The 25182-nt window shown below is 30.6% G+C and carries 25 protein-coding genes and 1 riboswitch; of the genes, 16 read left to right on the top strand and 9 right to left on the bottom strand.

Going from position 1 to position 25182, the window contains the following annotated elements; genetic code table 11:
* Position 1 precedes the first annotated feature (1 nt).
* The 6 genes from AC5SLT_RS04805 (at position 2) to AC5SLT_RS04780 (ending at position 5884) form a co-directional block, all read left to right on the top strand.
* Positions 2 to 796: an ABC transporter ATP-binding protein gene (locus AC5SLT_RS04805; RefSeq protein ID WP_494591408.1), complete on the top strand. Its 795-nt coding sequence runs from the start codon at positions 2 to 4 to the stop codon at positions 794 to 796.
* Positions 796 to 1503 carry an ABC transporter ATP-binding protein gene (locus AC5SLT_RS04800; RefSeq protein WP_494591406.1) on the top strand — a complete coding sequence of 236 codons (708 nt, stop codon included), beginning with the start codon at positions 796 to 798 and terminating at the stop codon, positions 1501 to 1503. Before AC5SLT_RS04805 ends, AC5SLT_RS04800 begins: the two co-directional genes overlap by 1 nt.
* A gap of 1 nt (position 1504) precedes the next feature.
* Positions 1505 to 2515 (top strand): branched-chain amino acid ABC transporter permease, encoded by a 1011-nt coding sequence (locus AC5SLT_RS04795; protein ID WP_415314739.1) that lies wholly within the window; start codon positions 1505 to 1507, stop codon positions 2513 to 2515.
* Between the two features lie 35 nt (positions 2516 to 2550).
* Positions 2551 to 3882: a branched-chain amino acid ABC transporter permease gene (locus tag AC5SLT_RS04790; RefSeq protein WP_494592576.1), complete on the top strand. Its 1332-nt coding sequence runs from the start codon at positions 2551 to 2553 to the stop codon at positions 3880 to 3882.
* A 75-nt stretch (positions 3883 to 3957) separates the two neighbouring features.
* Positions 3958 to 5121, top strand: coding sequence for an MFS transporter (locus tag AC5SLT_RS04785; RefSeq protein WP_494591404.1), 1164 nt, complete (start codon positions 3958 to 3960; stop codon positions 5119 to 5121).
* A 1-nt stretch (position 5122) separates the two neighbouring features.
* Positions 5123 to 5884: a sulfite exporter TauE/SafE family protein gene (locus AC5SLT_RS04780; protein WP_494591402.1), complete on the top strand. Its 762-nt coding sequence runs from the start codon at positions 5123 to 5125 to the stop codon at positions 5882 to 5884.
* 56 nt (positions 5885 to 5940) lie between these two features.
* On the opposite strand, the gene AC5SLT_RS04775 is transcribed toward AC5SLT_RS04780, so the two are convergent.
* The 6 genes from AC5SLT_RS04775 to AC5SLT_RS04750 form a co-directional block, all read right to left on the bottom strand.
* Complete coding sequence (locus AC5SLT_RS04775) at positions 5941 to 7125, bottom strand: ABC transporter substrate-binding protein (RefSeq protein ID WP_006997938.1); 1185 nt, start codon at positions 7123 to 7125, stop codon at positions 5941 to 5943.
* 75 nt (positions 7126 to 7200) lie between these two features.
* On the bottom strand, positions 7201 to 8058 hold the full coding sequence (locus AC5SLT_RS04770; protein ID WP_494591400.1) for a DMT family transporter: 858 nt from the start codon (positions 8056 to 8058) through the stop codon (positions 7201 to 7203).
* Between the two features lie 4 nt (positions 8059 to 8062).
* Positions 8063 to 9544 (bottom strand): aldehyde dehydrogenase, encoded by a 1482-nt coding sequence (locus AC5SLT_RS04765; protein WP_494591398.1) that lies wholly within the window; start codon positions 9542 to 9544, stop codon positions 8063 to 8065.
* Complete coding sequence (locus tag AC5SLT_RS04760) at positions 9545 to 10327, bottom strand: alpha/beta fold hydrolase (RefSeq protein WP_494591396.1); 783 nt, start codon at positions 10325 to 10327, stop codon at positions 9545 to 9547.
* A gap of 4 nt (positions 10328 to 10331) precedes the next feature.
* Positions 10332 to 10919, bottom strand: coding sequence for an amino acid synthesis family protein (locus tag AC5SLT_RS04755; RefSeq protein WP_494591395.1), 588 nt, complete (start codon positions 10917 to 10919; stop codon positions 10332 to 10334).
* Positions 10919 to 12085, bottom strand: coding sequence for an LLM class flavin-dependent oxidoreductase (locus AC5SLT_RS04750; protein WP_494591393.1), 1167 nt, complete (start codon positions 12083 to 12085; stop codon positions 10919 to 10921). Before AC5SLT_RS04750 ends, AC5SLT_RS04755 begins: the two co-directional genes overlap by 1 nt.
* Positions 12086 to 12249: 164 nt before the next feature.
* Between AC5SLT_RS04750 and AC5SLT_RS04745 the strand changes: the two genes are divergently transcribed.
* Positions 12250 to 12996 (top strand): maleate cis-trans isomerase family protein, encoded by a 747-nt coding sequence (locus tag AC5SLT_RS04745; RefSeq protein WP_494576443.1) that lies wholly within the window; start codon positions 12250 to 12252, stop codon positions 12994 to 12996.
* Here AC5SLT_RS04745 and AC5SLT_RS04740 read toward each other — a convergent pair.
* From AC5SLT_RS04740 to AC5SLT_RS04730, 3 genes are read right to left on the bottom strand one after another with little or no spacing between them, the layout of a single operon-like run.
* Positions 12993 to 13607, bottom strand: a complete 615-nt coding sequence (locus AC5SLT_RS04740; RefSeq protein ID WP_006997251.1) for a YjbE family putative metal transport protein — start codon at positions 13605 to 13607, stop codon at positions 12993 to 12995. The two genes, AC5SLT_RS04745 and AC5SLT_RS04740, sit on opposite strands and share 4 nt — an antisense overlap.
* A gap of 41 nt (positions 13608 to 13648) precedes the next feature.
* Positions 13649 to 14140, bottom strand: coding sequence for a tetratricopeptide repeat protein (locus AC5SLT_RS04735; protein WP_494591391.1), 492 nt, complete (start codon positions 14138 to 14140; stop codon positions 13649 to 13651).
* A gap of 3 nt (positions 14141 to 14143) precedes the next feature.
* Positions 14144 to 14917: a 5-oxoprolinase subunit PxpA gene (locus AC5SLT_RS04730; protein WP_494591389.1), complete on the bottom strand. Its 774-nt coding sequence runs from the start codon at positions 14915 to 14917 to the stop codon at positions 14144 to 14146.
* Between the two features lie 27 nt (positions 14918 to 14944).
* On the opposite strand from AC5SLT_RS04730, the gene AC5SLT_RS04725 reads away from it, so the two are divergent.
* The 9 genes from AC5SLT_RS04725 to AC5SLT_RS04685 all read left to right on the top strand — a co-directional run bounded on the left by AC5SLT_RS04725 (position 14945) and on the right by AC5SLT_RS04685 (position 25174).
* A complete protein-coding gene (locus tag AC5SLT_RS04725; RefSeq protein ID WP_006997248.1) occupies positions 14945 to 15631 on the top strand; it encodes a 5-oxoprolinase subunit B family protein in 687 nt (228 codons plus the stop codon).
* Positions 15624 to 16577, top strand: a complete 954-nt coding sequence (locus AC5SLT_RS04720) for a 5-oxoprolinase subunit C family protein (protein ID WP_494591387.1) — start codon at positions 15624 to 15626, stop codon at positions 16575 to 16577. Before AC5SLT_RS04725 ends, AC5SLT_RS04720 begins: the two co-directional genes overlap by 8 nt.
* Positions 16564 to 17445: a DMT family transporter gene (locus AC5SLT_RS04715; protein WP_494591386.1), complete on the top strand. Its 882-nt coding sequence runs from the start codon at positions 16564 to 16566 to the stop codon at positions 17443 to 17445. The genes AC5SLT_RS04720 and AC5SLT_RS04715 overlap by 14 nt, the downstream gene beginning before the upstream one ends.
* A gap of 24 nt (positions 17446 to 17469) precedes the next feature.
* A riboswitch (glycine riboswitch) is annotated at positions 17470 to 17559 on the top strand.
* A 77-nt stretch (positions 17560 to 17636) separates the two neighbouring features.
* Positions 17637 to 18743: a glycine cleavage system aminomethyltransferase GcvT gene (gene gcvT / locus AC5SLT_RS04710; protein WP_494591384.1), complete on the top strand. Its 1107-nt coding sequence runs from the start codon at positions 17637 to 17639 to the stop codon at positions 18741 to 18743.
* Complete coding sequence (gcvH, locus tag AC5SLT_RS04705; protein ID WP_006997244.1) at positions 18740 to 19120, top strand: glycine cleavage system protein GcvH; 381 nt, start codon at positions 18740 to 18742, stop codon at positions 19118 to 19120. The genes gcvT and gcvH overlap by 4 nt, the downstream gene beginning before the upstream one ends.
* Positions 19121 to 21979 (top strand): aminomethyl-transferring glycine dehydrogenase, encoded by a 2859-nt coding sequence (gene gcvP, locus AC5SLT_RS04700; RefSeq protein WP_006997243.1) that lies wholly within the window; start codon positions 19121 to 19123, stop codon positions 21977 to 21979.
* Between the two features lie 12 nt (positions 21980 to 21991).
* Positions 21992 to 23236 carry an NAD(P)/FAD-dependent oxidoreductase gene (locus AC5SLT_RS04695; RefSeq protein WP_494591382.1) on the top strand — a complete coding sequence of 415 codons (1245 nt, stop codon included), beginning with the start codon at positions 21992 to 21994 and terminating at the stop codon, positions 23234 to 23236.
* Entirely contained in the window at positions 23229 to 23996 is a 768-nt protein-coding gene (locus AC5SLT_RS04690) for a DUF1365 domain-containing protein (RefSeq protein ID WP_018413931.1), read from the top strand. The genes AC5SLT_RS04695 and AC5SLT_RS04690 overlap by 8 nt, the downstream gene beginning before the upstream one ends.
* Positions 23996 to 25174 (top strand): class I SAM-dependent methyltransferase, encoded by a 1179-nt coding sequence (locus AC5SLT_RS04685; protein WP_494591380.1) that lies wholly within the window; start codon positions 23996 to 23998, stop codon positions 25172 to 25174. Before AC5SLT_RS04690 ends, AC5SLT_RS04685 begins: the two co-directional genes overlap by 1 nt.
* Positions 25175 to 25182 lie beyond the last annotated feature (8 nt).

Below are 25182 nucleotides of genomic sequence, written 5' to 3'. Positions count from 1 at the left end.
CATGGATCAAGAACAGAATATTTTACAAATTGAAAATCTATCTAAATATTTTGGAGGGTTGGCAGCAGTTTCAGATTGTTCTTTAAAGATTAAAAAAGGATCTATTACAGGTATCATAGGACCCAACGGCTCTGGTAAAACTACCTTATTTAATTTAATTGCTGGCAATTTAAAATCTTCACAAGGAAAAGTATTTTTTAATAATGAAGACGTGACAGATGTTCCTTCATATGAATTATTTTCTAAAGGAATTTTAAGAACTTTTCAAATAGCACATGAGTTTACTAATCTTTCAGTGCTTGAAAATTTAATGATGGTTCCTGCAAATCAGTCAGGTGAAAATTTAATGACAGCCTTACTGAAACCAAGTTTGGTTAGAACTGAAGAACTTAAAGTTAAACAAAAAGCTCAAGACGTAGTTGATTTTTTAAATCTGACGCATCTATCAAATGAATTAGCTGGCAACTTATCAGGTGGTCAAAAAAAATTATTAGAACTTGGAAGAACCATGATGGTTGATGCAAAACTAGTATTGCTTGATGAAGTAGGAGCGGGGGTTAATAGAACACTCCTTAAAGATCTAGGGACTGCAATTCTTAAGTTAAATAAGGAAGAAGGTTATACATTCTGTATGATCGAGCACGACATGGAGTTTATAAGCAGATTATGTGATCCAGTTATTGTTATGGCAGAAGGTTCAGTTTTATTTGAAGGAACTGCTGAAGAAGCTAAAAAAGATGAAAATGTTATAGAAAGCTATTTAGGTAGAGGATCAAAATTAAAGGATGAGAACTAATGGCTTTTTTTGAAGGTTTAAAAATGACGGGTGGCTATGGTACTGGACCCGATATCATCAACTCTTGTTCAGTTAATGTAAACAAAGGTGAAATAGTTTCAATTCTTGGACCTAATGGAGCTGGCAAATCAACGGCTATGAAAGCAATGCTAGGACTTTTAAATCTAAAATCAGGCTCAGTTATAATTGATGGTAAAGATATTTCACAACTTTCACCACAAGATAGAGTGAGAGAGGGTATTTCATTTGTACCACAAACAAAAAATGTATTTTCAGGAATGAGTGTTGAAGAAAATTTAGAGATGGGTGCTTATTTAAGAGATGACAATTATCAAAATATTATAGAAGAAATTTATGAACTATTTCCAATACTTAGAGAAAAAAGAAACCAATTAGTTGGTGAATTGTCTGGAGGTCAAAGACAACAAGTAGCTCTTGGAAGAGCATTAATGATAAAACCATCTGTATTAATGTTAGATGAACCTACTGCTGGAGTTTCTCCAATAGTAATGGATGAATTATTTGATCATATCATCAAAGTGAAAAGAACTAATGTGGCAATTTTAATGGTCGAACAAAATGCCAAACAAGCTCTTAATATTTCTGATCGTGGATATGTGTTAGTTACAGGTGAAAATAAATATTCAGGAACAGGTCAAGAATTATTAAACGACCCAAGAGTAAGAAGCTCTTTTTTAGGCGGATAGTATGGAATTTTTAAACGCAATTATATTATTATTGAATTACATTTTTATGCCAGCACTTACGTATGGCTCACAACTAGCATTAGGTGCAATATTTGTAACTTTAATTTATGGAATTTTAAGGTTTGCTAATTTTGCAACTGGGGACATGATGGCTTTTGGTACGATGGTCACCATATTATTTACTTGGTATTTTCAATCACTTGGAATTTCTTTAGGTGTTTTACCAACAGCATTACTTGCCATCCCTTTTGCAATTATTTTAACAATTGGATACATGCTCTTAGTTGATAAATTTGTTTTTAGATATTATAGAGTAAGCAAAAGCCCTCCTGTTCAACTTGCAATGGTTAGTATTGGTGTGATGTTTGTAACTCAAGCTGTAGTTAGAATAATAATTGGTCCATCAGACCAAAGATTTTTTGATGGGGAAAAATTTATTATCAAAGCAGGTGAGTTTAAAGAAATGACAGGACTTAATGAAGGTTTAGCAATTAAATCTAGTCAGGTATTAACTATATTTGTAACAATTGTATTGGTTTCTATTTTATTTTGGTTTTTAAACAAAACTAAGACAGGAAAAAGTATGCGTGCTTATTCTGATAATGAGGATTTAGCTTTATTGTCTGGAATTGATCCAAAAAGAGTAGTTATGATTACTTGGATTATTGCAGGTATTTTAGCGACAATTGGTGGAGCTTTATATGGATTAGACAAAAGTTTTAAGCCATTTACCTACTTTAATAACATGCTGCCAATTTTTGCTGCAGCAATTGTTGGAGGTATTGGAAACCCCTTTGGAGCATTTTTAGGAGGATATGTCATAGCATTTTCAGAAATATTTCTAACTTATGCCTATAAAAAATTCTTTATGTATGTTTTGCCAGCAAGCATGGAGCCAGAAACCTTAGTTCAGTTATTATCAACAGATTATAAATTTGCTGTCTCATTTTCTATACTGGTGATTGTCTTACTTTATAGACCTAATGGAATATTCAAAGGGAAGGTACTGTGAGAAAACACTTAAATGTAATTATAGCTTACGCAATCATGTTGGGGCTTATTATTTTAGTTGGAATATTTCAATCTTGGAATGTAGCTCTATCAATTTTTAACATGTGTTTAATTTCTGCAGTAATGACAATGGGTGCAAATATTCAATGGGGGTATGCAGGGTTAATCAATTTTGGTCTAATGGGTTATGCAGCATTAGGTGGATTAGCTGCAGTTTTAATTTCTGTTGAGCCTGTACAAGAAGCATGGGTTGCGGGAGGTTTTAGTATTCTAATGTCTTTATGGTTAATAGTTGCAATGGTCCTTGCAATACGTTTTGTATTAAAAAATTTTGAAAAATCTAAAATTAGAACTTATGGTATTGCTACAATTATTATTGCTGGAATTATCATTATAAGAGTTACATCAGAGACAAGTATTGAGGCTATTGAAAATGTTAATCCTGCAACAACAGGATTTCTTGGTGGATTAGGATTGCCAATTATGTTTTCTTGGATCGTAGGTGCATTTTTTGCAGCAGGTCTAGCATTTATAGTTGGTAAAGTTGCGTTAGGTTTACGTGCAGACTATTTAGCTATTGCCACACTATTAATATCAGAAATAGTTATAGCCATAATCAAGCATGAAGATTGGTTAACAAGAGGTGTTAAAAATGTAATTGGACTGGATCGACCAGTACCTTATGAAATTGAGCTACAAACTAAAGAATGGTTTATAAATTTAGTTGCAAAATTTAATTCTGGGAAATTAGATTTAATCTCTAGTATTACCGATAAACAAGCTGCTCTTAACCAATTAGTAATTGAGGGATCATCAGTTTTTGTAAAACTTTGTTATTCAGGTTTATTTTTAATTGTTGTTATAGCTTTATTAATAGTAACTCAAAAAGCTCTTTACTCGCCATGGGGAAGAATGATGCGTGCGATAAGAGATAATGAAGAAGCAGCTAATGCAATGGGAAAAAATGTCGTCAAGCAACATTTATTAATTTTTATTTTAGGCTCAGCTATAGTTGGAATTGCAGGTGCTATGTTAGTTACTCAAGACGGTTTATTTACCCCAGGTAGTTACCAGCCTATGAGGTATACTTTTTTAATCTGGGTTATGGTTATTGTTGGTGGTAGTGGAAATAATTTTGGAGCAATATTAGGTGGTTTTGCAGTCTGGTTTCTATGGATCGAGGCAGCGCCAATTGCATTATTCTTAATTAATCTATTTACGGCAGGTTTAGCAGATACACATTCATTAAAAATTCATTTAATTGAAAGTGTTCCATACTTTAGATATTTAATGATGGGGATGGGTCTTCTGTTGATCATGAGGTATAGACCTAAAGGTATACTTCCTGAAAAAATCGAAATAAAATAAAGATATTATGAAATATATTATACTCGGAGCTGCAATAGCTTGGGCTATGTACATTGGTGATAAATATTTTTTTTAATGAATAAAAATTTATGGTTGCTGATTTTAAGCCAAATTTTTGCTTTTACAGCAGCACCTGTAACAGTTTTCTTAAGTGGAATAATTGGCTCTCAATTTAGTCCAGTAAAATCTTTAGCAACTTTACCGATGGCTTTATCAATTGTGGGTATTGCAATTTTTGCAATCTTTGCAGCAAAGGTTATGAGCATAACTGGTCGAAGAGCAGGCTTCATGTTTGCTTCTGTAGTGAGTTCTTTATCATCTGTTCTAGCGGCTTACTCAATAATTATTGAAAGTTTTATTCTTTTTAATTTTTCATGTTTTTTACTTGGTGCAGGAGTAGCCTTTAGTCATCAATATCGTTTTGCAGCAGTTGAGACTGTTAAAAAAGATATGGCACCAAAAGCTATTTCAATAATATTATTAGCAGGAATAGGTTCAGCGTTTATAGGACCAAATGTTGCTAATATAACAAAAAGTTTTATAGCCGAACATTTATATGCTGGATCTTATATTGCACTTGCTGCTTTAACTCTTACTTCAACAATTTTTCTATTATTTTATGAAGACGGACATAAACCCAATCATGTTAACAAGAAAATCAAACGTAGTTATTTGGAATTAATTTCTCAACCAAGATTTTTACAAGCATTAGTCGCTTCGGCATTTGCTTATGCAGTGATGTCATTTTTAATGACAGCTACACCAATAAGTATGCATGTGATGGAAAAAATAAGTTTAACTAAAACAGGTTTTGTAATTCAATTTCATATTGCAGCTATGTTTTTACCTTCATTGATAACAGGTAATTTGATAAAAAAATTTGGACATAGTAAAATTATGTATGCTGGTGTTTTTTTATTTTTTATAACTATTTTGACAAGTTTATTTGAGCAAAATTTTATTAATTATTTAATTGCATTAATATTTTTAGGATTTGGTTGGAACTTTTTATTTATATCTGGAACAAGTTTGCTAGTTTTATCTTATAGAGAGGATGAAAAATTTAAAGCACAGGGCTTTAATGATTTAATTGTTTATTCTATTCAGGCAGTAGCAAGTTTATCAGCTGGAGTTTTTTTAACCTTAACAAGTTGGAAAACAATGAATTTAGTTTGTTTAATATTTTTAGTAATAATTGTTTTATCAACATTAAGAGCAGACTTTAAAGAAAGAAAATAGAGTGGATTTTTTATCTAATCTTCAACTGAGTTTAATCGAAATCTATTTTGTAGTATTTACCGTATTTATTGCATCTATTATAAGAGGCTTTAATGGCTTTGGCTTTTCTGCAACATGTATTTCTGGCTTTTCTTTTATTCTTCCAGCAATAGAGATAGTCCCAATTATTCTAATACTTGAGGTTATTATTAGTATTTTTATGGTTCCATATATATGGAACAAAATAGACTGGCATTTTGTTTTAAAATTATTGATAGGAATAATCATTGGGTCACCTATTGGGCTTTATTTATTAAAATATTTATCTCCAGATACAACGCACCTGTCAGTTTGTGCATTAGTTATTTTTTTTTCATTTTTATTAATGAAAGGATATGAGAATAAAAAAATTAATAATAATTATGGAAAACTTATTACTGGAATAGTTTCTGGAACATTAAATGGATTAACCACATTAGGTGGAATGCCTGTGGCACTTTTTTTATTAGTTACAAGTATTCAACCAGCAGTAATTAGAGGTTCATTAGCTGCCTTATTCTTTTTAACAGATATTTATGCATTTACTCTTAGTTTTTTTGCAGGAATTGTAGATCTGACAACTATTTATAGGACTATTCCACTGATTATTATTTTACCAATAGGTGTTTATATTGGCGATAAATTTTTCGTTAAAAGCAAAGAGGAAACTTATAGAAAAGTTGTTTTTTATTTTCTTATATTAATTTCGATATTTGGTCTTTTTAGGATTTTTAGTAATTTTTAAATAAAAAAAACCCCCAGCAATTTTCACTGCTGAGGGTTTTAAAACTAAGATTTTAATTATCTTTGTTTTTTATTTTTGAATTTTCCGCCTTTGATTTCTTTTTCTAAGAAAGAACCTTCAGCTTCACCTACGTTAGTAAAAGTAACACCAGTTGCACCTTCGTAGTCAACTTTTTTACCTTTAGCTAGCAAGTCTAAACCTTTTTTAAGTTCACCTGGATAAATCTTAGTACCAGGGGCATTAGCAACATCCATTACATTTTTTGCAATAGAAGCTCTATCTGCTGATCCACCTGCTTGCATCGCAAGAACGATTAAAGCTGCTGCATCATAAGATTCACCAGTGTATGGTCCAGAAGAATCAATTCCTGCTGCTTTAGCAACAGAGGCAAAAGTACCTGCTGTTTTTTTATTCATTGAACCAGGTATTGAACCAAAAGATTTATTTAAATCTTTTCCAAAAGCTTCAGTTAACGAGTCACCGATCATACCATCAGATAAAATAAATTTATCAAATGCGCCAGAGTCTAAAGAACCTTGAATAATTCCTTTTCCACCTTGGTCTAGGTAACCAATTACTGCTACGGCATCACCACCTGCTGAAGCTAAAGTTGCTACTTCAGATGAGTAATCTGCTTTACCATCTTCGTGTGCAGATACAGTTGTTACTTTAATACCATGAGCTTTTACAGCCGCTTCATAAACATCAGCCAAACCTTTTCCATAGTCATTGTTAGTGTAAGTAATTGCTACACTTTTGATTTTTCTGTCTTTAGTAATATCAGCTAAAATCTGACCACCTCTAGCATCAGATGGGGCTGTTCTAAAAAAGAAGCCTTTATCATCTAAAGCTGTAAGTCCTGGAGAAGTTGCTGAAGGTGAAATCATTACTACACCATTTGGTACAGCAACATTAGATGCGATAGCACCAGTTACACCTGAACAGTCAGCACCCATAATTGCTGCAACACCTTGTGCAATAACACCTTCTGCTGCTGCTGTTGCTGCTGCTGAATCAACACAAGTTGAATCTGCTCTTACTACTGAAATAGTTTCTCCACCTAATAGTGAACCTGAGTCAGAAGCTTCTTTAAATGCAAGCTCTGCAGATGCAGCCATAGCTGGTGTTAGAGATTCAATAGGTCCAGTAAATCCTAAAATGATCCCCATTTTAACTTCTGCGAATGTATTCGTTGTAAAAGTAGAAACGAATATAAAAGCAGCAATAAATAGTTTTTTCATTATTTTCCTCTTTGATTGTTAACAATTTATAAAAATCAAATTAAAGACTATTTAAATGAATTTTCAATAGAAGAATTATCTAATTTTTTGAAGCCTATATACGGAAAATATTATAATTAAACCGCCAATCGTACTAAGTAGAGTTGGAATTTCTCCAAATATAAAGAACGTTAGGATTAGGCCAAATACAGGAAATAAAGAATAAAAGGGCATAATTTTGTTTACTGAATAAAATTTATATAAATAAAATAATGAGGTGTGTGCAATTACAGAAACCATCACCCCATTATGGAGTAATAAAAGCCAAGTATAAAAATCAATATTTAGTAATTGATAAACTGTGTTTCCTTCAAAAAAAATAGAAAAAAGAAAAAGTAGTATAAAACCAGTAAAGCCCATAACTGTGTTTGTTAATTTCACGTCTATATCTTTAATATATCTAGAAAACACATTCGCCACACCATAGAAAAAAGCAGAAATTGCACAAAGAAAAATTGCAAAAATTTCACTTTTTAAATTTGGATCATAACCAATTAAAAAAATTCCAAAAAAAGAAATAAATATTAATCCCCACATTTTAGGAGTTACTTTTTCACCTAAAAAAAAAGAGCTTGCAAGAACTGCAAAAGGTATTGCCAGTTGAGCTCCAATAATTATAGGAGCAACCATAGTTGCTTTTTGTAGAGATAAATTTAAAAAGATAAAAACACCAAAGCCCATTGATAAGGAAAAACCTGCTAAAGGCAGATAGTATTTTTTGTTTGGGATTTTAAATTTACAAAAAGGAACAAGGCAAACAAAAAGTATAAACATTCTCAATGAGGCTGCCAATACAGGAGTGAGAGATGTATTTAATGCAAGTTTATTAATTGGATAAGAACTTCCAAAAAGAAACATGATAAATAAAACTAAAAAATAATGTCTGACAGTCAAAAAATTAACCCATTGTAAATGGATCAGTCATTGGTTTATCCGATGAATTTAACCATGTGGTTTTTATTCTTGTGTATTCTTTAATTGACTCAATTCCTGCTTCTTTTCCATATCCACTATCTTTAATTCCTCCAAACGGAGCCATGGGTGAAATTAGTCTATAAGTATTTACAAAAGTAATTCCAGCTCTAATTGCTTTTGATACTCTCAAGCCCCTCCCAAAGTTAGAGGTATAAACTCCAGAAGATAAGCCATATTTATTATCATTCATTAATTTAATCACATCCTCTTCTGTTTCAAATTTCATAACAGATAAAACTGGACCAAATAATTCATTTTCTGCTGTAGGCAAATTATGATTTTCACACTCAATAATTGTAGCTGGAAAATAATAAGCTTTACTAGATATATTAGACCTTTTTCCACCGCATCTAATTTTCCCACCTTGCTCAACTGTTGCTTTGATATTTTTTTCTATATTTTCTAGTTGTTTGTAACTATTTAAAGGTCCCATTTGAGTTTCTTTATCCATAGGAGCTCCTAATTTTATTTTTTCTGCTTTAGCTATTAGCTTATTTAAAAAGTCATCATAAATTTTAGATTGAATATAAAGTCGTGATCCTGCAATACAGCTTTGACCACTTGCACCAAAGATACCAGCAGTAATTCCATTTAGTGCGTTCTCTTGCTCGGCATCATCGAATACGACAACAGGACTTTTTCCCCCAAGTTCTAAGCTTACTTGCGATAAATTTTCTGCAGAATTTTTAACAATATGTTTTGCAGTTTCAGGACCACCTGTAAAAGCAATTCTTTCTACAAGGTCATGTGTGGTTAGAGCTTTACCACAAGGCTCACCTAGACCAGTAATTATATTTACAACACCTTTGGGTATACCTGATTTTTCAACTAGTTTTGCAAACTCTAATAATGTTACAGGAGCTAGTTCAGAAGCTTTTATTACAACTGTATTACCCATTGCTAATGCGGGTGCTAGTTTTACTGCAGTTAATAACATTTGGGAGTTCCAAGGAATTATTGCAGCAACAACACCAATAGGTATTCTAGTAGTTGTTACTTGCATGTCTGGTTTATCAATTGGGACAACTGTTCCTTCAACTTTATCGGCTAGTCCTGCAAAATAATCATAATATTCAGCAATATAGTTAGCTTGTGTTTTTGTTTCTCTAAAAATTTTTCCTGTATCAATTGTTTCTATTGTACCAAGATGCTCAGCATTTTGTCTTAATTGATCTGCAAGAGATCTTAAGTATTTAGCTCTTTCTCTTGGGTGTAAATTTGACCAAGATTTTTCAAAAGCATTTTGTGCGGCCTTAACTGCTTTATCTACATCTTTCTCGTTAGCTTCAGGGACAGTTGCCCAAACTTCGTTGTTTTCTGGGTTTACAGTTTCTATTGTTTTTCCAGAAACTGAATTAACCCACAGTCCATTTATATACATTTTAAAGTTTTGAATTTTTGTCATTTATCTATTAATAAAATTTTTAAGATTGATATTAACATCATCTGCGCACTCTATACTACAAAGATGTTTTCCATTATTTATCTCAATAAAACTTGAGTTTATTAAATCATTAGATAAGGATTTTGACATCTCGATAGTAGATCCTGAGTCATTTGAACCTGTCATCACAAGGGTCCTAGTTTTAATATTTTTAATTATATCTTTATTATCCTCATGATAAGCAAATAACTTGTAAGCTTTTAAAAAGTTTAAATGATCTTTTTTATTTTTTGTCAAAATTTTTATAAATTGATTATAAGTTTCTGGATGGTCATTTAAGTATTGATCAGTAAACCATCTTTTTAGGGCTTGTTTTGAAATAGGTTTGTTTAATTTAGCCTGTTCAAATCTTTCTATAACCAAAGACCTTTGTTCTGATGTTCTTTTATATGTTGTACCCATTACAACAAGGCTGTTTAATTTGTCTTGAAATTTAGAGGCAAAATTTAGCGCAATTAAAGAGCCTAAAGAAAAACCGACAAGATTAATCTTATCCACTTTTAAATATTCTAATATCGATTTTAGTTGGTTTGAAAAATCATCTAATGTTACATCTTCTTTATTAAGAATAGTTTTTCCATGCCCCAATAAATCATATGTAATTATTGAATGTTCTTTGAAAGCTTCAATTTGGGGTTCCCACATCCGCTGATCAAGTCCAACTCCATGAATAAAAACTACAGGAATTGTATCTTTATCATTAAATGAATAATAATTTTGATTTGGATCAAAATTTTGAAACATTAATTTATTTGGGATCTATTCCCATTTCTTTCATGTCTTGATAACGATCGCCCGTTCTAGCATGAGCTCTACCTGTGGAGGCTCCACCAATTGCTATAACAATTTCATCATCAAAAGGAGCATCATGAATTGTGAATTCATGAGTTAAATAATAAGGCCTTAGACCTGAATCTGTTTTATGCATCATTGGAATAGATATTTTTGATCCAGCTGGACCTCTGGTATTGGTAAAACTCAAATAAGATGTCCCCCCAACAGCATCTCTAAATTTATTACCAAATCTTAATGTATGAATAAATGCGGATGCATGCTCAATTTCACCATCAAGCCCGACCGTACCAGCTTTTCCGTATGCTAAAATTTTTTCAGGTGAGCCAATCTCTTTTATAAGCTCTGGAACTAAAATATCACCTAACTTAGGTGCTAAATCTAAAATGATTGGTTTAAGATCATCGACAAAACCTTTTCCACTCCATGGATTTTTAAATACGGCAGCAACAGAAACCATTAAAACTGGTTCTTTAGCTTCTTTACCGCCTTCAATAAAAGTCTTATCTACAAATTTTGTAAACTTTCTAAGCTCTAATTTCATTAACTTGCCTTTTCTATACTTGAATTGTCTAAATTAATCTTTGGTATAACCTCATCATTAAACAACTTTATACTTCTCATGCAAGCTTCATGATCTATTCCAGGAAAATTAGACCAAACTTGAAGGTTTTGTAAATTTAATTCAGACTTTAATTCATTTATTTTATTAACAACATACTCCGGTGTTCCAAATAATAAATTTCTTTTATGTAGAAAGTCATAATTTAGCAAATCTAATTTATGTTTTGTTTCTGGCAATTCTTCTCCTGGATCCATATGATTACCCAAACCTCTCCAATGACAAACCCACTTCATGTAATTAATAATATGTTCGCCAGCTAATTTTTCAGCTTCTTCCATAGTTTCTGCAACAAACATATCTCTAACTAAAGATATACCTTCTCCAAGCGGTACTTCTCTATTTTCAGTTTTTGATTTTGCATCTCTATAAATTTCAAATCTAGTTTTTAAAGCTTTTACAGTTGGTATCCACATTATGGTGTTCAATCCATTTTGCGCTGCCCATTCAATTGATCTTGCACCATCAACAACCTGCCATATAGGTGGATGAGGTAGTTGTTTTGGTTTTGGTACTATACTAATTTTTTTTATTTCATTAGTTTTTGTATCAAGAAATTCTTCACTAGGTGGACTCATGTCATGTTGCCAATTAAATCCAGGTGTAGGGTAGTTATAAAATTCACCTTGGTGACTAAAAAATTTTTCAGTCCATGCTTTTTTCATTATGGTTAATGACTCATCAAACAATCTAAAATTTTTTGCCTGATCTTTTAAATCAGCCTCTTTGTTCATGTTGATAGCTTCTCTTCCATATATTCCTCTACCAATACCAACATCAACTCTTCCACCTGACAACTGGTCTAGTAAAGCAATGTCTTCTGCAAGACGGATAGGGTTATGAAATGTAATTACATTGCAAGCTTGACCAATTCTAATTTGTTTAGTTCTTGCGGCTGCATCCACACCCATCATTAAAGGATTTGTACAAGATTCCATTCCTTCATGATTAAAGTGATGTTCGGTATACCAAATAGAGTCCCAATTATTTTCATCACAGTAAGTAGTGATTTCTTGGGTTTCATTTAATAATTGATCGTATGGTTTATGGTTCCAGTTAGTAGTGTTACAAAAATATCCAAATTTCATTCAAACCCCCTTAAATAGTTAAATTTAAAGACGACTGATCCCACTTTCGTATTCTTTAGTGTTTAAACTTTAGTAACGACGAGTTATGTACGCTTTTTTCGAAACTTTATTTTAACTAGACTCTTTATTCAATATATATTTAATCCAAATATTACAGATAATTTATGAAATTAAACAAGGTTGAGCCAAAATACATTTCAAAATCGAACCCAAGAATTGGTCTTATAACGCTGGGTAGTGATTTTAGAATTGAAAAGGATTTTAATAACGTGATCTATGGAAGAGATATAGATCTCTATGTTAACCGGATTCATTGTTATAACCCTCTAACCAATGAAACATTAGCTAAAATGGCTGATGACATTACCGATGTTACGAAAGATATTTTACCAGATCAAAAAATAGATTGTGTTGCATATGGTTGTACGTCAGGGACAGTTGCTGCTGGGTATGATGTGATAAAAGATAAAGTAAATTTAGCTAAGCCTGAAGCAAAAGTGACAACTCCTATAACTTCTGCAATTAAAGCTTTAAATGTAATGGGTATTAATAAAATCTCTATCTTTACACCTTATACAAAGACAATAAACGACTCTGTAGTTAGTTACTTTGAAAAAGAAAACGTATGTGTTAATTCTTTAACTTATTTTGATATTGCATCTGATTTAGATATTGGAAAAGTTGATGAAGACTATTTATTTGAAGTTTTATCCAAAATAGATCTAGAAGATAGTGATGCATTATTTGTGTCTTGCACTGCATTGCCAGTCTTATCAATAATAGATCAACTTGAAAAAAAATTGAACAAGATAGTTTTATCAAGTAATCAAACATTAATTTGGGATACTTTAAACTTAATTGGAAATAAAGATCCGGTTGTTGGGTTTGGAAAAATTTTTGAAGTTAATTAGAAATATTGTTTAAAAGTTTCATTAATCGATAAGACACCATAATCATTTAATCCACCAATAATTAACTGAAGTGCTACTATTAAAATAAAACCAAGCCCTACATAGGCTATCCATAAGTTTTTTTGAATATAATTAGCTAAATAAGTAGCTAATGCTCCAGTTAATACTACAGATAAAACAAGACCAAATATCATGAAGCCAAAATGACCTTTTGCAGCACCAACTACCCCAATAACGTTATCAAAACTTATTGTAATATCTGCAAATAAAACTTTATAAATACTTTTTACAAATGAAGGTTCTGTTGATTTTTTTACTGGTGATTTAATCTTATTCTTCATTTCAACTAAATCTTTTCTTAAATCATTAACAATCCAAATTAGAAGTAGTCCACCTAAAATTTTAATATAATAAAATTCAAATAAGTAAGTAGCAAAAAGAGCAAAAATAATTTTAAAAACTAAAGCTCCAGCAACACCCCAGAGAATTATTTGCTTTCTATTTTTTGGTACAAAGTTAGCAGCAATCAATCCAATAATAATAGCATTATCAGCTGCTAAGATGATATCTATAAATATGATTTGAGTTAAAATTATGAATTCTTCGATCAAGATTTTTTTATAATATTAAATAATTATTTTAATTCAATGTTTTAATATTTAGACTTCTTTGATCCGTCGATAATTTCTTTTAGTTCCTCATATTCTTCACAATTACAAGATTTTAAAACTTCTAACCTTTCTTTAGCCATATCTATTCGGTTTGTAACCACATAAAGCTCACCAAGGTACTCATTTATTCCATTATGATTAGGTTCAATTTCTAGGCCTTGTAAGTAAAATTTTTCACCTCCTTCAAAATCTCCAAGTTTTCTAGTAGTAAAACCTAAATAATTTAAAGTATCTGCCTGTAGTGGTTTTTCATCATTAGATTTTAAAAGAAGCTTTTGTGCTTTAGCATATCTTTCTTGTGCTTTGTCAGTTTTTCCTTTTTTTTCATATTTCTTAGCTGAGTTAATCAAATTTTTTGCTTTTGTGTAGTCTGAAGCTTTAGGAGTAGAATCGCTATCACTGCTACTTCCTGCTGCAAATAAATTATTAGTGAGTGCTATAATTATTAGTAAAGTATAAATAAGTTTTTTCATATTTTAATTAAATTTATCCATTTTATTTAAAGGTTTTAGTTCTAAGCCATTATCAACTAAATTATCTCTGATAGATTTTGCAGTTGCCAATGAGCTTTCATTATCACCATGTATACAAACCGAGTCAATCTCACAAGGTATCTGTTTACCACTGAGACAATTTATTGCCTGATTTTTAACCATGCGCAACACATGGTTTTTTGCTAATTCAGGGTCAGTGATTAAAGCGTTTGGTTTACTTCTAGAAATTAAATTTCCATTATCTTCATAATTTCTATCTGCAAAAATTTCACAAGCTATTTTCAAACCATTTTTCTTAGCAGCAACTTCCATTTGCGAACCCGTTGGTACCAGATAAATAATATCCTTATTAAGCTCTTTTATTGCCACTGCTAGAGTTGTAGCTAATTCCAGGTCTTCACAAGCCATGTTATTAAGAGCCCCATGGGGTTTAATATGAGTAACATTTTCATTATATTTTTGAGCAATTTTTTGTAATATTTCATATTGGTCAAAAATTAGTTTTTTTATTTCTAAGGAGCTTAAATTCATTCTTTTTCTTCCAAAGTTTTCAGGATCTTTAAATGATGGATGGGCACCCAAACTAACACCATTTTTTTTTGAAATTTGAATAACCATCTCCATTGTTTGTTCATCACCTGCATGGTAACCACATGCAATGTTGGCAGAATTTACAATATTGAGTAATTCTGGATCATTCTCGATAGAATGAAACTTAGATTTTTCTCCTAAATCACAATTGATATTAATTTCCATACTCTTTACTCTCTAGTATAACATGGCATGGTTAAAAATATATCAAATCTTGGTGATGCGGCAGTATATTGTGATTTTGGATCAGAGGTTAATGAAAAAATAAATGCAAATGTCATAGATTATTTTCACCATATATCAAAATTAATAAAAGATAAAAAAATTGAAGGAATAATTAATTTAACACCCTCTTATAATAAATTAATCATTAATTTTGATTTATCTATAACCAACTATAAAAAAATCAAAAATTTTATAGAAGGTTTAACTATTAGTAGAGATATTAAAGATAATAATCAAAAAATTAGAATACCAGTTTGTTGTGATGATGAGTATGGACTAGATTTTTTGAGGCTAACTAAAAAATTAAATATAGATAAAGATAAAATATTAGAACTATATTTTGGTAAAGAATATTTTTGCTACATGACAGGATTTATTGCTGGTATGCCTTTTCTAGGAGATATTAATAAAGGTATCAGATGCGATAGATTGGAAACGCCAAGAGTAAAAGTTCCAAAAGGCTCTGTTGCCATAACCGAACAATTTACAAATATTTACACTTTTGAAAGCCCTGGTGGCTGGAATATTATCGGCAACACACCAAAAAAGGTTTTTGATAAATCAAATTTATTAGATCCAACCTTAATTAAACCAGGCAATAAAGTGATCTTTTATCAAATTTCTAAGGAGGAGTATCTAGACTGGAATGAGTAGTTCATATTTTGAAATTATAAGATCAGGAGTTAACACAACGATTCAGGATAGAGGAAGAAATCACATGTATTATGTGGGTATTACTGTAAGTGGGGCAATTGATCAAAGAAATTATAAACTAAGCAATAAGTTAGTTGGTAATAATTTAGATGAAGCTGTTATTGAATTTGCTTATCAGGGTCCACTTCTAAAATTAAAAAATGGTAAAATTAATCTTAGTGTTACTGGGGATGTGCTTTTCAAGATAATTAGAAAAAATTCAAACATTGAAAATGGTGTTTGTTATAAAAACTATATTTTAGAAGACGAAGATCAAATTGATTTAATATCAACAAAAAATACTGCTTATGGATATTTATCAATTAGTGGGGGTTTAGAATTGAACAAAACTTGGAATAGTTATTCTATAAATACCAAGGCGAATGTTGGTCCAAATAATGGAAAAAAATATTCTATAAAAGATAAAATTTTTATAAAAAATTCTGATTTTAAAAAAATTGAAGAAACAGAAATTAATTATAAAGAAGTTCCAGATAATATAATTAGAGTTATTAAGGGTACTAATTTTGATTATTTTTCAACAGAGGCTCAAAATAATTTTTTTAACAAAGAATTTTCAGTTACAAAATTAGCAGATAGAATGGGTATTAGACTAAGTGGTCCTAAGTTAGAAAACATTGTTAGCTCTAATATAAAATCTGAAGGTCTTGTAAAAGGAGTAATACAAGTACCTGCTGATGGAAACCCTATTGTTATGTTGTCTGATCACGGAACTATAGGTGGATATCCCAAAATAGGTGTTATTATTTCAGCAGACTTAGATCGAGTAGGTCAATTAACACCAGGCACTATTATAAATTTTAAGGAAGTAAGTCTTGAAGAAGCTCAGAATATATTTAAAGCATACACAGAAGATACAAATAAATATTTAAATGAATGTAATTAATAAAATTCCAGGTCCTATATTAGTTTTTATGGGAGCTTGCTGCTTAAGTTTTGGAGGCTTGATTGTTAAATCATTTGAAGGATCAACCTTATGGCAAATATTATTTTGGAGATCTTTATTTTTTTCGCTTACAGTCTTACTTTTTTTAATAATTACTTATAAAAAAAAATTATTTAAAGCGTTTTACGATTCGGGTTTACCAGGACTTATTGGTGGAGTTATTTTATCATTTGGTTTTTGTGGGTACGTCTTTGCGATGTATAATACAACTGTTGCCAATACTAATTTTATTATTTCGACACAAATACTCTTTTTAGCAATATTTGGTTATTTATTTTTAAAAGAAACAATTTCATCTATTACCTTAGCTTCAATTATTTTAGCAATTACGGGTGTCCTATTAATGGTAGGTAATTCTTTATCACCGGGAGAGATGTCTGGAAACTTAGCGGCTTTTAGCATGCCAATTACATTTGCAGTCTTAATTATAATTGTTAGAAAATTTCCTACAGTTGACATGGTGCCAGCTCAATTTATAGCTGGTGTGAGTTCATGCTTAATTGGATTTTTATTATCTGAGAAGCTTATGATTTCTTCACATGATATATTTTTAGGTTTTACAGCAGGTTTTTTCCAAGTAGGATTTGGTTTTATATTTATAACTATGGGTGCACGTAGTACACCATCTGCAATGGTTGGTATAATCATGCTATCCGAATCTGTGTTGGGGCCAATGTGGGCCTTTTTATTTGCAGCTGAACGACCTTCTTTATTTACTTTAATTGGAGGAGGAGTAATTCTTTTTGCTGTATTATTGCAATTTTACTCACTACTTTTTTCAAATAAAAAAGAAAAAATTATTAATTGACTCTGTTACATATCTGGTAGATTATTCTTATATACGGGAGAGATTACAAACAATCGTAGCGCCGAAGGAGCAACCACCCAGGAATCTCTCAGGCAAAAGGACCGTAACATATTAACTCTGGAAAGAGATTAAGTTCTCGCCGACGGAATAAAACTCTCAGGCAAACATACAGATGGGTATAGTAAGTTAATATGGATATTTTAAAAACCGCACTTTACAGTTTACATCAAAAGCATGGAGCTAAGTTTGTTCCATTTGCTGGATATCAAATGCCAATTCAATATTCTAAAGGAATTATTGAGGAACACAAAAGTACAAGAGAAAATGCAGGTATTTTTGATGTGTCCCATATGGGCCAGTTATTCATTAAAGGAGATGATAAGTTGGCAAAAGATCTTGAAAAAATTTTTCCAGCTGAATTGAGTAAGGCTAAATTAAATCAATCCAAATATAGTTTTTTAATGAATGATGAAGCAGGAATTTATGATGATTTAATTATCACAAAAGTTGAAGGTGGTTTTAACATTGTATTAAATGCTGCTTGTAAGAATACAGATTTTAAACTTTTAACTAAATTGTTAGAAGATAAGTATGAAATGATTTTAAGTGAAGAGCTATCGCTTATAGCAATTCAAGGTCCTAAAGCAGTCCAAATACTAGAAAAGATAATCAATGGAGTATCAGATCTAAAATTTATGAATGGTGATACGTTTAATTATCTTAAAGAAGATGTTTATATCACAAGATCAGGGTATACCGGTGAAGATGGATTTGAGATATCGATCAAAAATGAGAACGCAGAAGTGTTTGTGCAAAAACTCATAGATGAAGGGGCTAATTTAATTGGATTAGGTGCCAGAGATACCTTGAGACTGGAGGCGGGACTTTGTTTGTATGGTCATGACATGGATATTAATAAAAGCCCAGTAGAAGCAAATTTAAAATGGGCGATATCAAAAAATAGAATTTTTGAGGGTGGGTTTATTGGATGTGAAAAAATTAAATCTCAAATCGAGAAAGGAGTAAGCAAAATCCGCGTAGGTATTAAGCCAGAAGGAAGAATTATAGCCCGTGAAAAAACTTCAATATTTAGTGAGGATGATAAAAATATTGGGGAAATTACAAGTGGAACTTTTGGTCCAAGCGTTCAGGCCCCAGTTGCAATGGGTTATGTAGAAAATTCATTTTCTAAAATTGATACTAAGGTTTTTTTAGAAGTGAGAGGAAAAAAATATCCGGCAATAATAAGTAATTTGCCATTTTATAAAAAAAGTTATGTGAAAGGAGCTAGTAAATGAGTGAAGTAAAATATTCTAAAGAACACGAGTGGATAAAGCTAGATGGAGACACTGCTGTTGTAGGAATTACACAACATGCAACCGAAATGCTAGGAGATATTGTTTTCGTAGAGTTACCAGAAATAGGATCTTCTGTAGTTAAAGATGGCAATGCTGGAGTTGTAGAATCTACAAAGGCTGCAAGTGATATTTATACTCCTGTATCTGGAGAAATTATCGAAAATAACCAAGCCATTGTTGACGATCCTGCAAAAGTTAATTCTGATCCAGAAAATGAAGCATGGTTTTTTAAATTAAAAATTACTGATAAGTCTGAAATGGATTCATTAATGAATAAAGAAGAATACGAAAAATTTTCAAAAGAAAGTGGTAGTTAAATGTTAAAGAATGCTCAAAAAGATTTTATACAAAGACATATAGGTCCATCTATTGATGAACAAAATGTTATGCTTAAAGAGTTGGGATACCAAAATCTTGATGATTTAATAAAAGATACTGTACCAGAAAAAATTCTTCTTAAAGATGATTTAGATATTGGTGATCCAAATTCTGAATATAAAGCACTTAGAAAATTAAAAGATATTTCTAAAAAAAATAAGATTTATTCTAGCTTTATAGGAATGGGTTATTATGGAACTTATACTCCCTATGTAATACTTAGAAATATTTTAGAAAATCCAGGATGGTATACTTCTTATACTCCTTATCAGCCAGAAGTAGCACAAGGAAGATTAGAAATGTTATTAAATTTTCAACAAATGATAATTGACTTTACTGGAATGGATATCGCTAATGCCTCTCTTTTAGATGAAGGAACAGCTGCAGCGGAAGCTATGGGATTGAGTTATAGAATATCCAAGTCTGAATCTAAAAAAGTTTTTGTTTCAAAAAATTGTCATCCTCAAACAATTGATGTTATTAAAACAAGAGCTGAACCTTTAGGCCTAGAAATAATAGTTGGTGACGAAGATAAAGATATTAAAGAAGATATTATATGTGGTATCATTCAATATCCAGGAACTCTTGGAGATATTAAAGACCCAAGTGAGGCTATTAGTAAAATACATAAATTTAATGGAAAAGCAGTTTTAGCATGTGATTTGTTAGCACTCGCTAAACTAAAAACACCTGCTGAGTTAGGTGCCGATATTGCCGTCGGTAGCTCACAACGTTTCGGAATTCCAATGGGTTATGGTGGTCCCCATGCAGCATTTTTTGCAACAAAAGATGAATATAAAAGATCAATGCCAGGCAGAATAGTAGGTGTGTCAGTAGATAGACATGGGAAAAAAGCATATAGACTTGCCCTTCAAACAAGAGAGCAACATATAAGAAGAGACAAAGCCACAAGTAATATTTGTACTGCACAAGCATTATTGGCAATAGTTTCTGCAGCTTATGCCGTCTATCATGGTCCACAAGGAATTAAAAAAATTGCAGAAAGTGTCTCTCAGTTAACTAAAAATTTTGCAGATAAATTAAAGCAATCTGGTTATGAACTTTATTCAAATGAATTTTTTGATACGGTTACAATAAAAACTCTAGATAAAACAGAGAAGATATACAAAAATGCTTTAGATCAAGGAGTAAACATCAGAAAAGTGAATTCTGAAATGTTAGCAGTATCTTTTGATGAGAGAAAAAATCTTTATAGAGCAAATCAGTTACTAAAAATCTTTAATTGTTCAGAAACAATTAAAGAGTCTATGAATGAAAGTTTATCTAATATTCCAAAAAACCTATTAAGAACTTCAACTTATTTAGATCATCCAGTTTTTAATAGTTATCATTCGGAAACAGAAATGCTTAGATATTTAAAAAAATTAGAAGATTCTGACATTGCTTTAAATAAATCTATGATTGCCTTAGGCTCGTGCACTATGAAACTTAATGCAGTTGCAGAAATGATACCAGTTACCTGGAAAGAATTTTCACAGCCACATCCTTTTTCTCCTGTAGAGCAAATGGATGGTTATAGAGAATTATTTACAGATTTAAAAAACTGGTTGAGATCAATTACTGGATTTTCTGGAGTTTCATTGCAACCAAATGCTGGTGCTCAAGGAGAGTTTGCTGGTCTAATGGTAATACGTAAATTTCATGAAAAAAATGGTGAAACAAATCGTAATGTTTGTTTAATTCCAAGTTCAGCGCATGGCACAAACCCAGCTAGTGCTCAAATGGTTGGTATGAAAGTAGTTGTTGTTAAATGTGATCAATATGGAAACGTAGACTATGAAGATTTAAAAAATAAAGCTGAAGAACATTCAGAAAATTTAGCTGCCCTTATGGTCACTTATCCATCAACACATGGTGTATTTGAAGAGAAAATAACTGACATATGTGAGTTAATTCATAATCATGGTGGGCAAGTTTACATGGATGGAGCTAACTTAAATGCATTAGTAGGTATTGCTAAACCAGGAAATTTTGGACCAGATGTTTGTCATATAAATTTGCATAAAACATTTTGTATACCTCATGGTGGTGGTGGACCTGGTATGGGACCAATAGCGTGTAAAAAACATTTAGAAATATTTTTGCCAAAACATTCTGTGATAAAAGATTGTGGTCCAGTGACTGGAATGGGAGCGGTATCTGCAGCTCCTTGGGGTAGCTCAAGTATCTTATCAATTTCATGGATGTATATAAAGATGATGGGTTCTGAAGGCCTAAGAAAAGCATCACAAGTTGCAATACTAAATGCAAATTATATTGCCCATAAATTAAAAGACTCTTTTCCAATTTTATATAAGGGTAAAAGTGGCAATGTAGCTCATGAATGTATCATTGATATTAGAACGATAAAAAGTGAAACAGGAATCACTGAAGAAGATATTGCAAAGCGATTGATTGATTTTGGCTATCATGCTCCAACAATGTCTTGGCCTGTTGCTGGTACAATGATGATTGAACCTACAGAAAGTGAAAGTTTGAGTGAAATTGATAAATTTTGTTCTACTCTTATAAAAATAAAACAAGAAATAGATAAAATTCAGTCTGGTGAATATGACAAGACTGACAACCCATTGAAGAATGCGCCACATACTCACGTTGAATTAACATCCAATAAGTGGGATCATAAGTATGAAAGAGAAGAGGCCGCTTATCCTTCAGAATTTTTAAGAACAAATAAATATTGGCCTCCAGTTGGTAGAGTAGATAATGTTTATGGAGATAAAAACTTGTTTTGCACATGTCCATCTATGGAAGAGTACGAAGACACAGCTGCTTAGATATTTACTAAGATGAAAATTGCTGTAGTAGGTGCTGGTATATCAGGATTAAGTGCTGCTTATTACCTATCTAAAAAACATAAAGTTGATTTATTTGAAAAAGAAAATCAATTTGGGGGTCACGCAAACACAATAAAGGTTGCTTACAACCCTAACAAAGAAATTCCAATAGATATTGGATTTATGGTTTTTAATAAGCAAACATATCCAAATTTAATTAATTTTTTTTTAGAAAATAAAATAGAGATTGAAAAAAGTGATATGTCATTTTCTGTTACTGTAGAAAATAGTGGATTAGAATATTGTGGAAAAGGATTAGGTGGAATTTTTTCTAATAAAAAAAATTTATTTAATCCAAAATTTTTAAAAATGTTTTTTGAAATTTTAAGCTTTTATAAAAACTGTGAAAAAATAGAAATTAAAAAAATTAGTTCAATAACATTAGGGGAGTATTTAACAGAAATAAAAATTTCAGAATATTTTATTAATTATCATATTATACCAATGGTATCTGCTATATGGTCGATGCCTCCATATGAAGCAAAACAAATGCCATTATCTTTTTTTCTAAGCTTTTTCAAGAATCATGGACTGTTTAAAATTAAAGATAGACCTCAATGGTTTACGGTTACAAATCGAAGCAAAACTTATGTCGATAAGATAATAGGCCAAGTTAGTGGAGAACATTTTAAGAATTACAATATAAATAAAATCACTAGAAATGATTCAGGTGCTAAAATTTTTTATGGGGAGGAAAATGAGTTCTTTGAATATGATAAAGTTGTAATAGCAACTCACGCAGACGAAGCATTAAAGATAATTGATAATCCAACACTAGACGAGAAGTCAATATTAAGAAAATTTAAATATAGAGCAAACACTGCTGTAATACATTTTGATGAAAGTGTTATGCCTAAAAATAAAAAAGCATGGTGTGCTTGGAATTCTTCAATGGACTCAAATAATAATGAAAAGACAGCTGTAACATATTGGATAAATCAGTTACAAAATTTAAAGATAGATAGAAATATTTTTTTAACAATTAATCCATTTAAAGAAATTCCAAATGATAAGATATTTAAAAAAGTAGCATTTACTCACCCTTATTACGATACAGAAGCATTAACCAATCAAAGTAACCTGCATAAAATTCAAAATAAAAAACATATTTTATTTTGTGGTAGTTATTTTGGTTATGGTTTTCACGAGGATGGAATAAAGTCCTCTATCGATATGCTAAAAACACTTAATGATTAAAAATTCTTATATTTATACAGGAAATGTAATTCATAAAAGATTTAAGCCCAAAATTCATAGTTTTAATTACAATGTATTTTCACTTCTTATAGATTTATCGGAAATAGATTTACTACACAAAACTTTAAAGATATTTTCATACAATAAACTAAATATTATTAGTTTCTTTGATAAAGACCATGGAGCAAGAGATGGGAGCTCTCTTAAGGAATGGGTTTTAGATAATCTTAGAAAAAATAATATTGATACTAACGATGTTCATATTAAACTTTTATGTTACCCAAGAATATTTGGATATGTATTTAATCCATTAAGTGTTTTTTATGTCTACGACAAAAATTTTGATCTAATATCTATATTATATGAAGTAAAAAACACATTTGGCGAGCAACATGTTTATGTTTTTAAAACTGAAAAAGACCAAAATCTGATTCAACATATGTGTAAGAAGAAATTTCATGTATCTCCATTTATAGAAATGAATTGTATTTATTTTTTTAGACTATTGAAACCTGGTAATAAAATATCTGTAATAATTGATCTGAATGATCCAGTTGGCAAAGTATTATATGCTTCACAAGATGGTATTAAAAGTGAATTGACCAATAGAAACCTACTTAAATCTTATTTAAAACATCCATTAATGACATTCAAAATCATTATAGCGATACATTATGAGGCATTTAAATTATGGACAAAAGGAATTAAATTTATAAAAAAAAAATTAAATATTAAGAATAATATTACTATCGAAAACTAATGTTAATTTACAAAATTTCAGATTTGATTGTGTTTAGTGCATTAAAAAATATTAAACATGGTTTTCTTGAAATTAAAAAAGTAAATGGTGAAGTTTTAAAGTTTGGCAACCCTGATGAAAATTTAAAAGTTTTTTTAGAAATTAAAGATGAAAGCCTAAATTATAATTTGATTAAAAGTGGAAGTATTGGTTTGGGAGAGTCTTATATGAAAGATCTTTTTATAACAAATAATCTTTCTGATTTGATTGAGTTAACAGCAAAGAATATAAAAACCATTTATAAATTTTCTGGAATCTTCGATTTGCCTTTTATCAATTTTATTAAAAATAAAATTATAAAAAATACTAAAAATAGAAGTAAAGAAAATATTGCCAAACATTATGATTTAGGAAATGACTTTTTTTCATTATGGCTTGATAAAACTTTAACTTATTCCAGTGCTATATTTGAAAGCCCCAAACAAGAACTTTTTGAAGCTCAGAACAATAAATATCAAAAACTAATTGATCTTATAAGACCCTCAAATGGTAATAAAATTTTAGAAATTGGTTGTGGTTGGGGTGGTTTTGCTGAGTATTTAGGTACTAATTATGATGTTAAATTAGATTGTATTACTATTTCCAAAAAACAATATGAATTTGCTAAAGAGAGAATTCATCGATGTGGACTTAATGAAAAAGTAAATATTCAAATTAAAGATTATAGAGATTTAAAGGATAAATATGATCATATTGCATCAATAGAAATGATTGAGGCTGTAGGTCAAAACTATTTAGATAGTTATTTTAATACAATTAAAAATAATCTAACACCCTCGGGTACGGTAGGTATTCAAGCCATAACTATCGATGATAGTTTATTTAATAGATATAAAAATAAAAAAGATTTCATACAACAATATATTTTCCCAGGTGGTTTTTTACCCTCAAAGAGTGAATTACAAAACTATGTTGATAAAAATGGATTAAAATTTGGTGAGTATAATTCATATGCCAATCATTACTCCGAGACTTTGATTATTTGGAGAGAAATATTTAATAAAAAATGGGACTTAATTAAAAAACAAGGCTTTGATTTAAAATTTAAAAAAATGTGGGAATTTTACCTTTCATATTGTGAAGCCGGTTTTAAATCAAAAAACATAGACTTAATTCAATTTTCACTACAAAATAAATAACTATAGGA

The organism is Candidatus Pelagibacter sp. PS_11, assembly GCF_059417975.1.
This window is presented reverse-complemented; position numbering and strand designations above follow the sequence as displayed.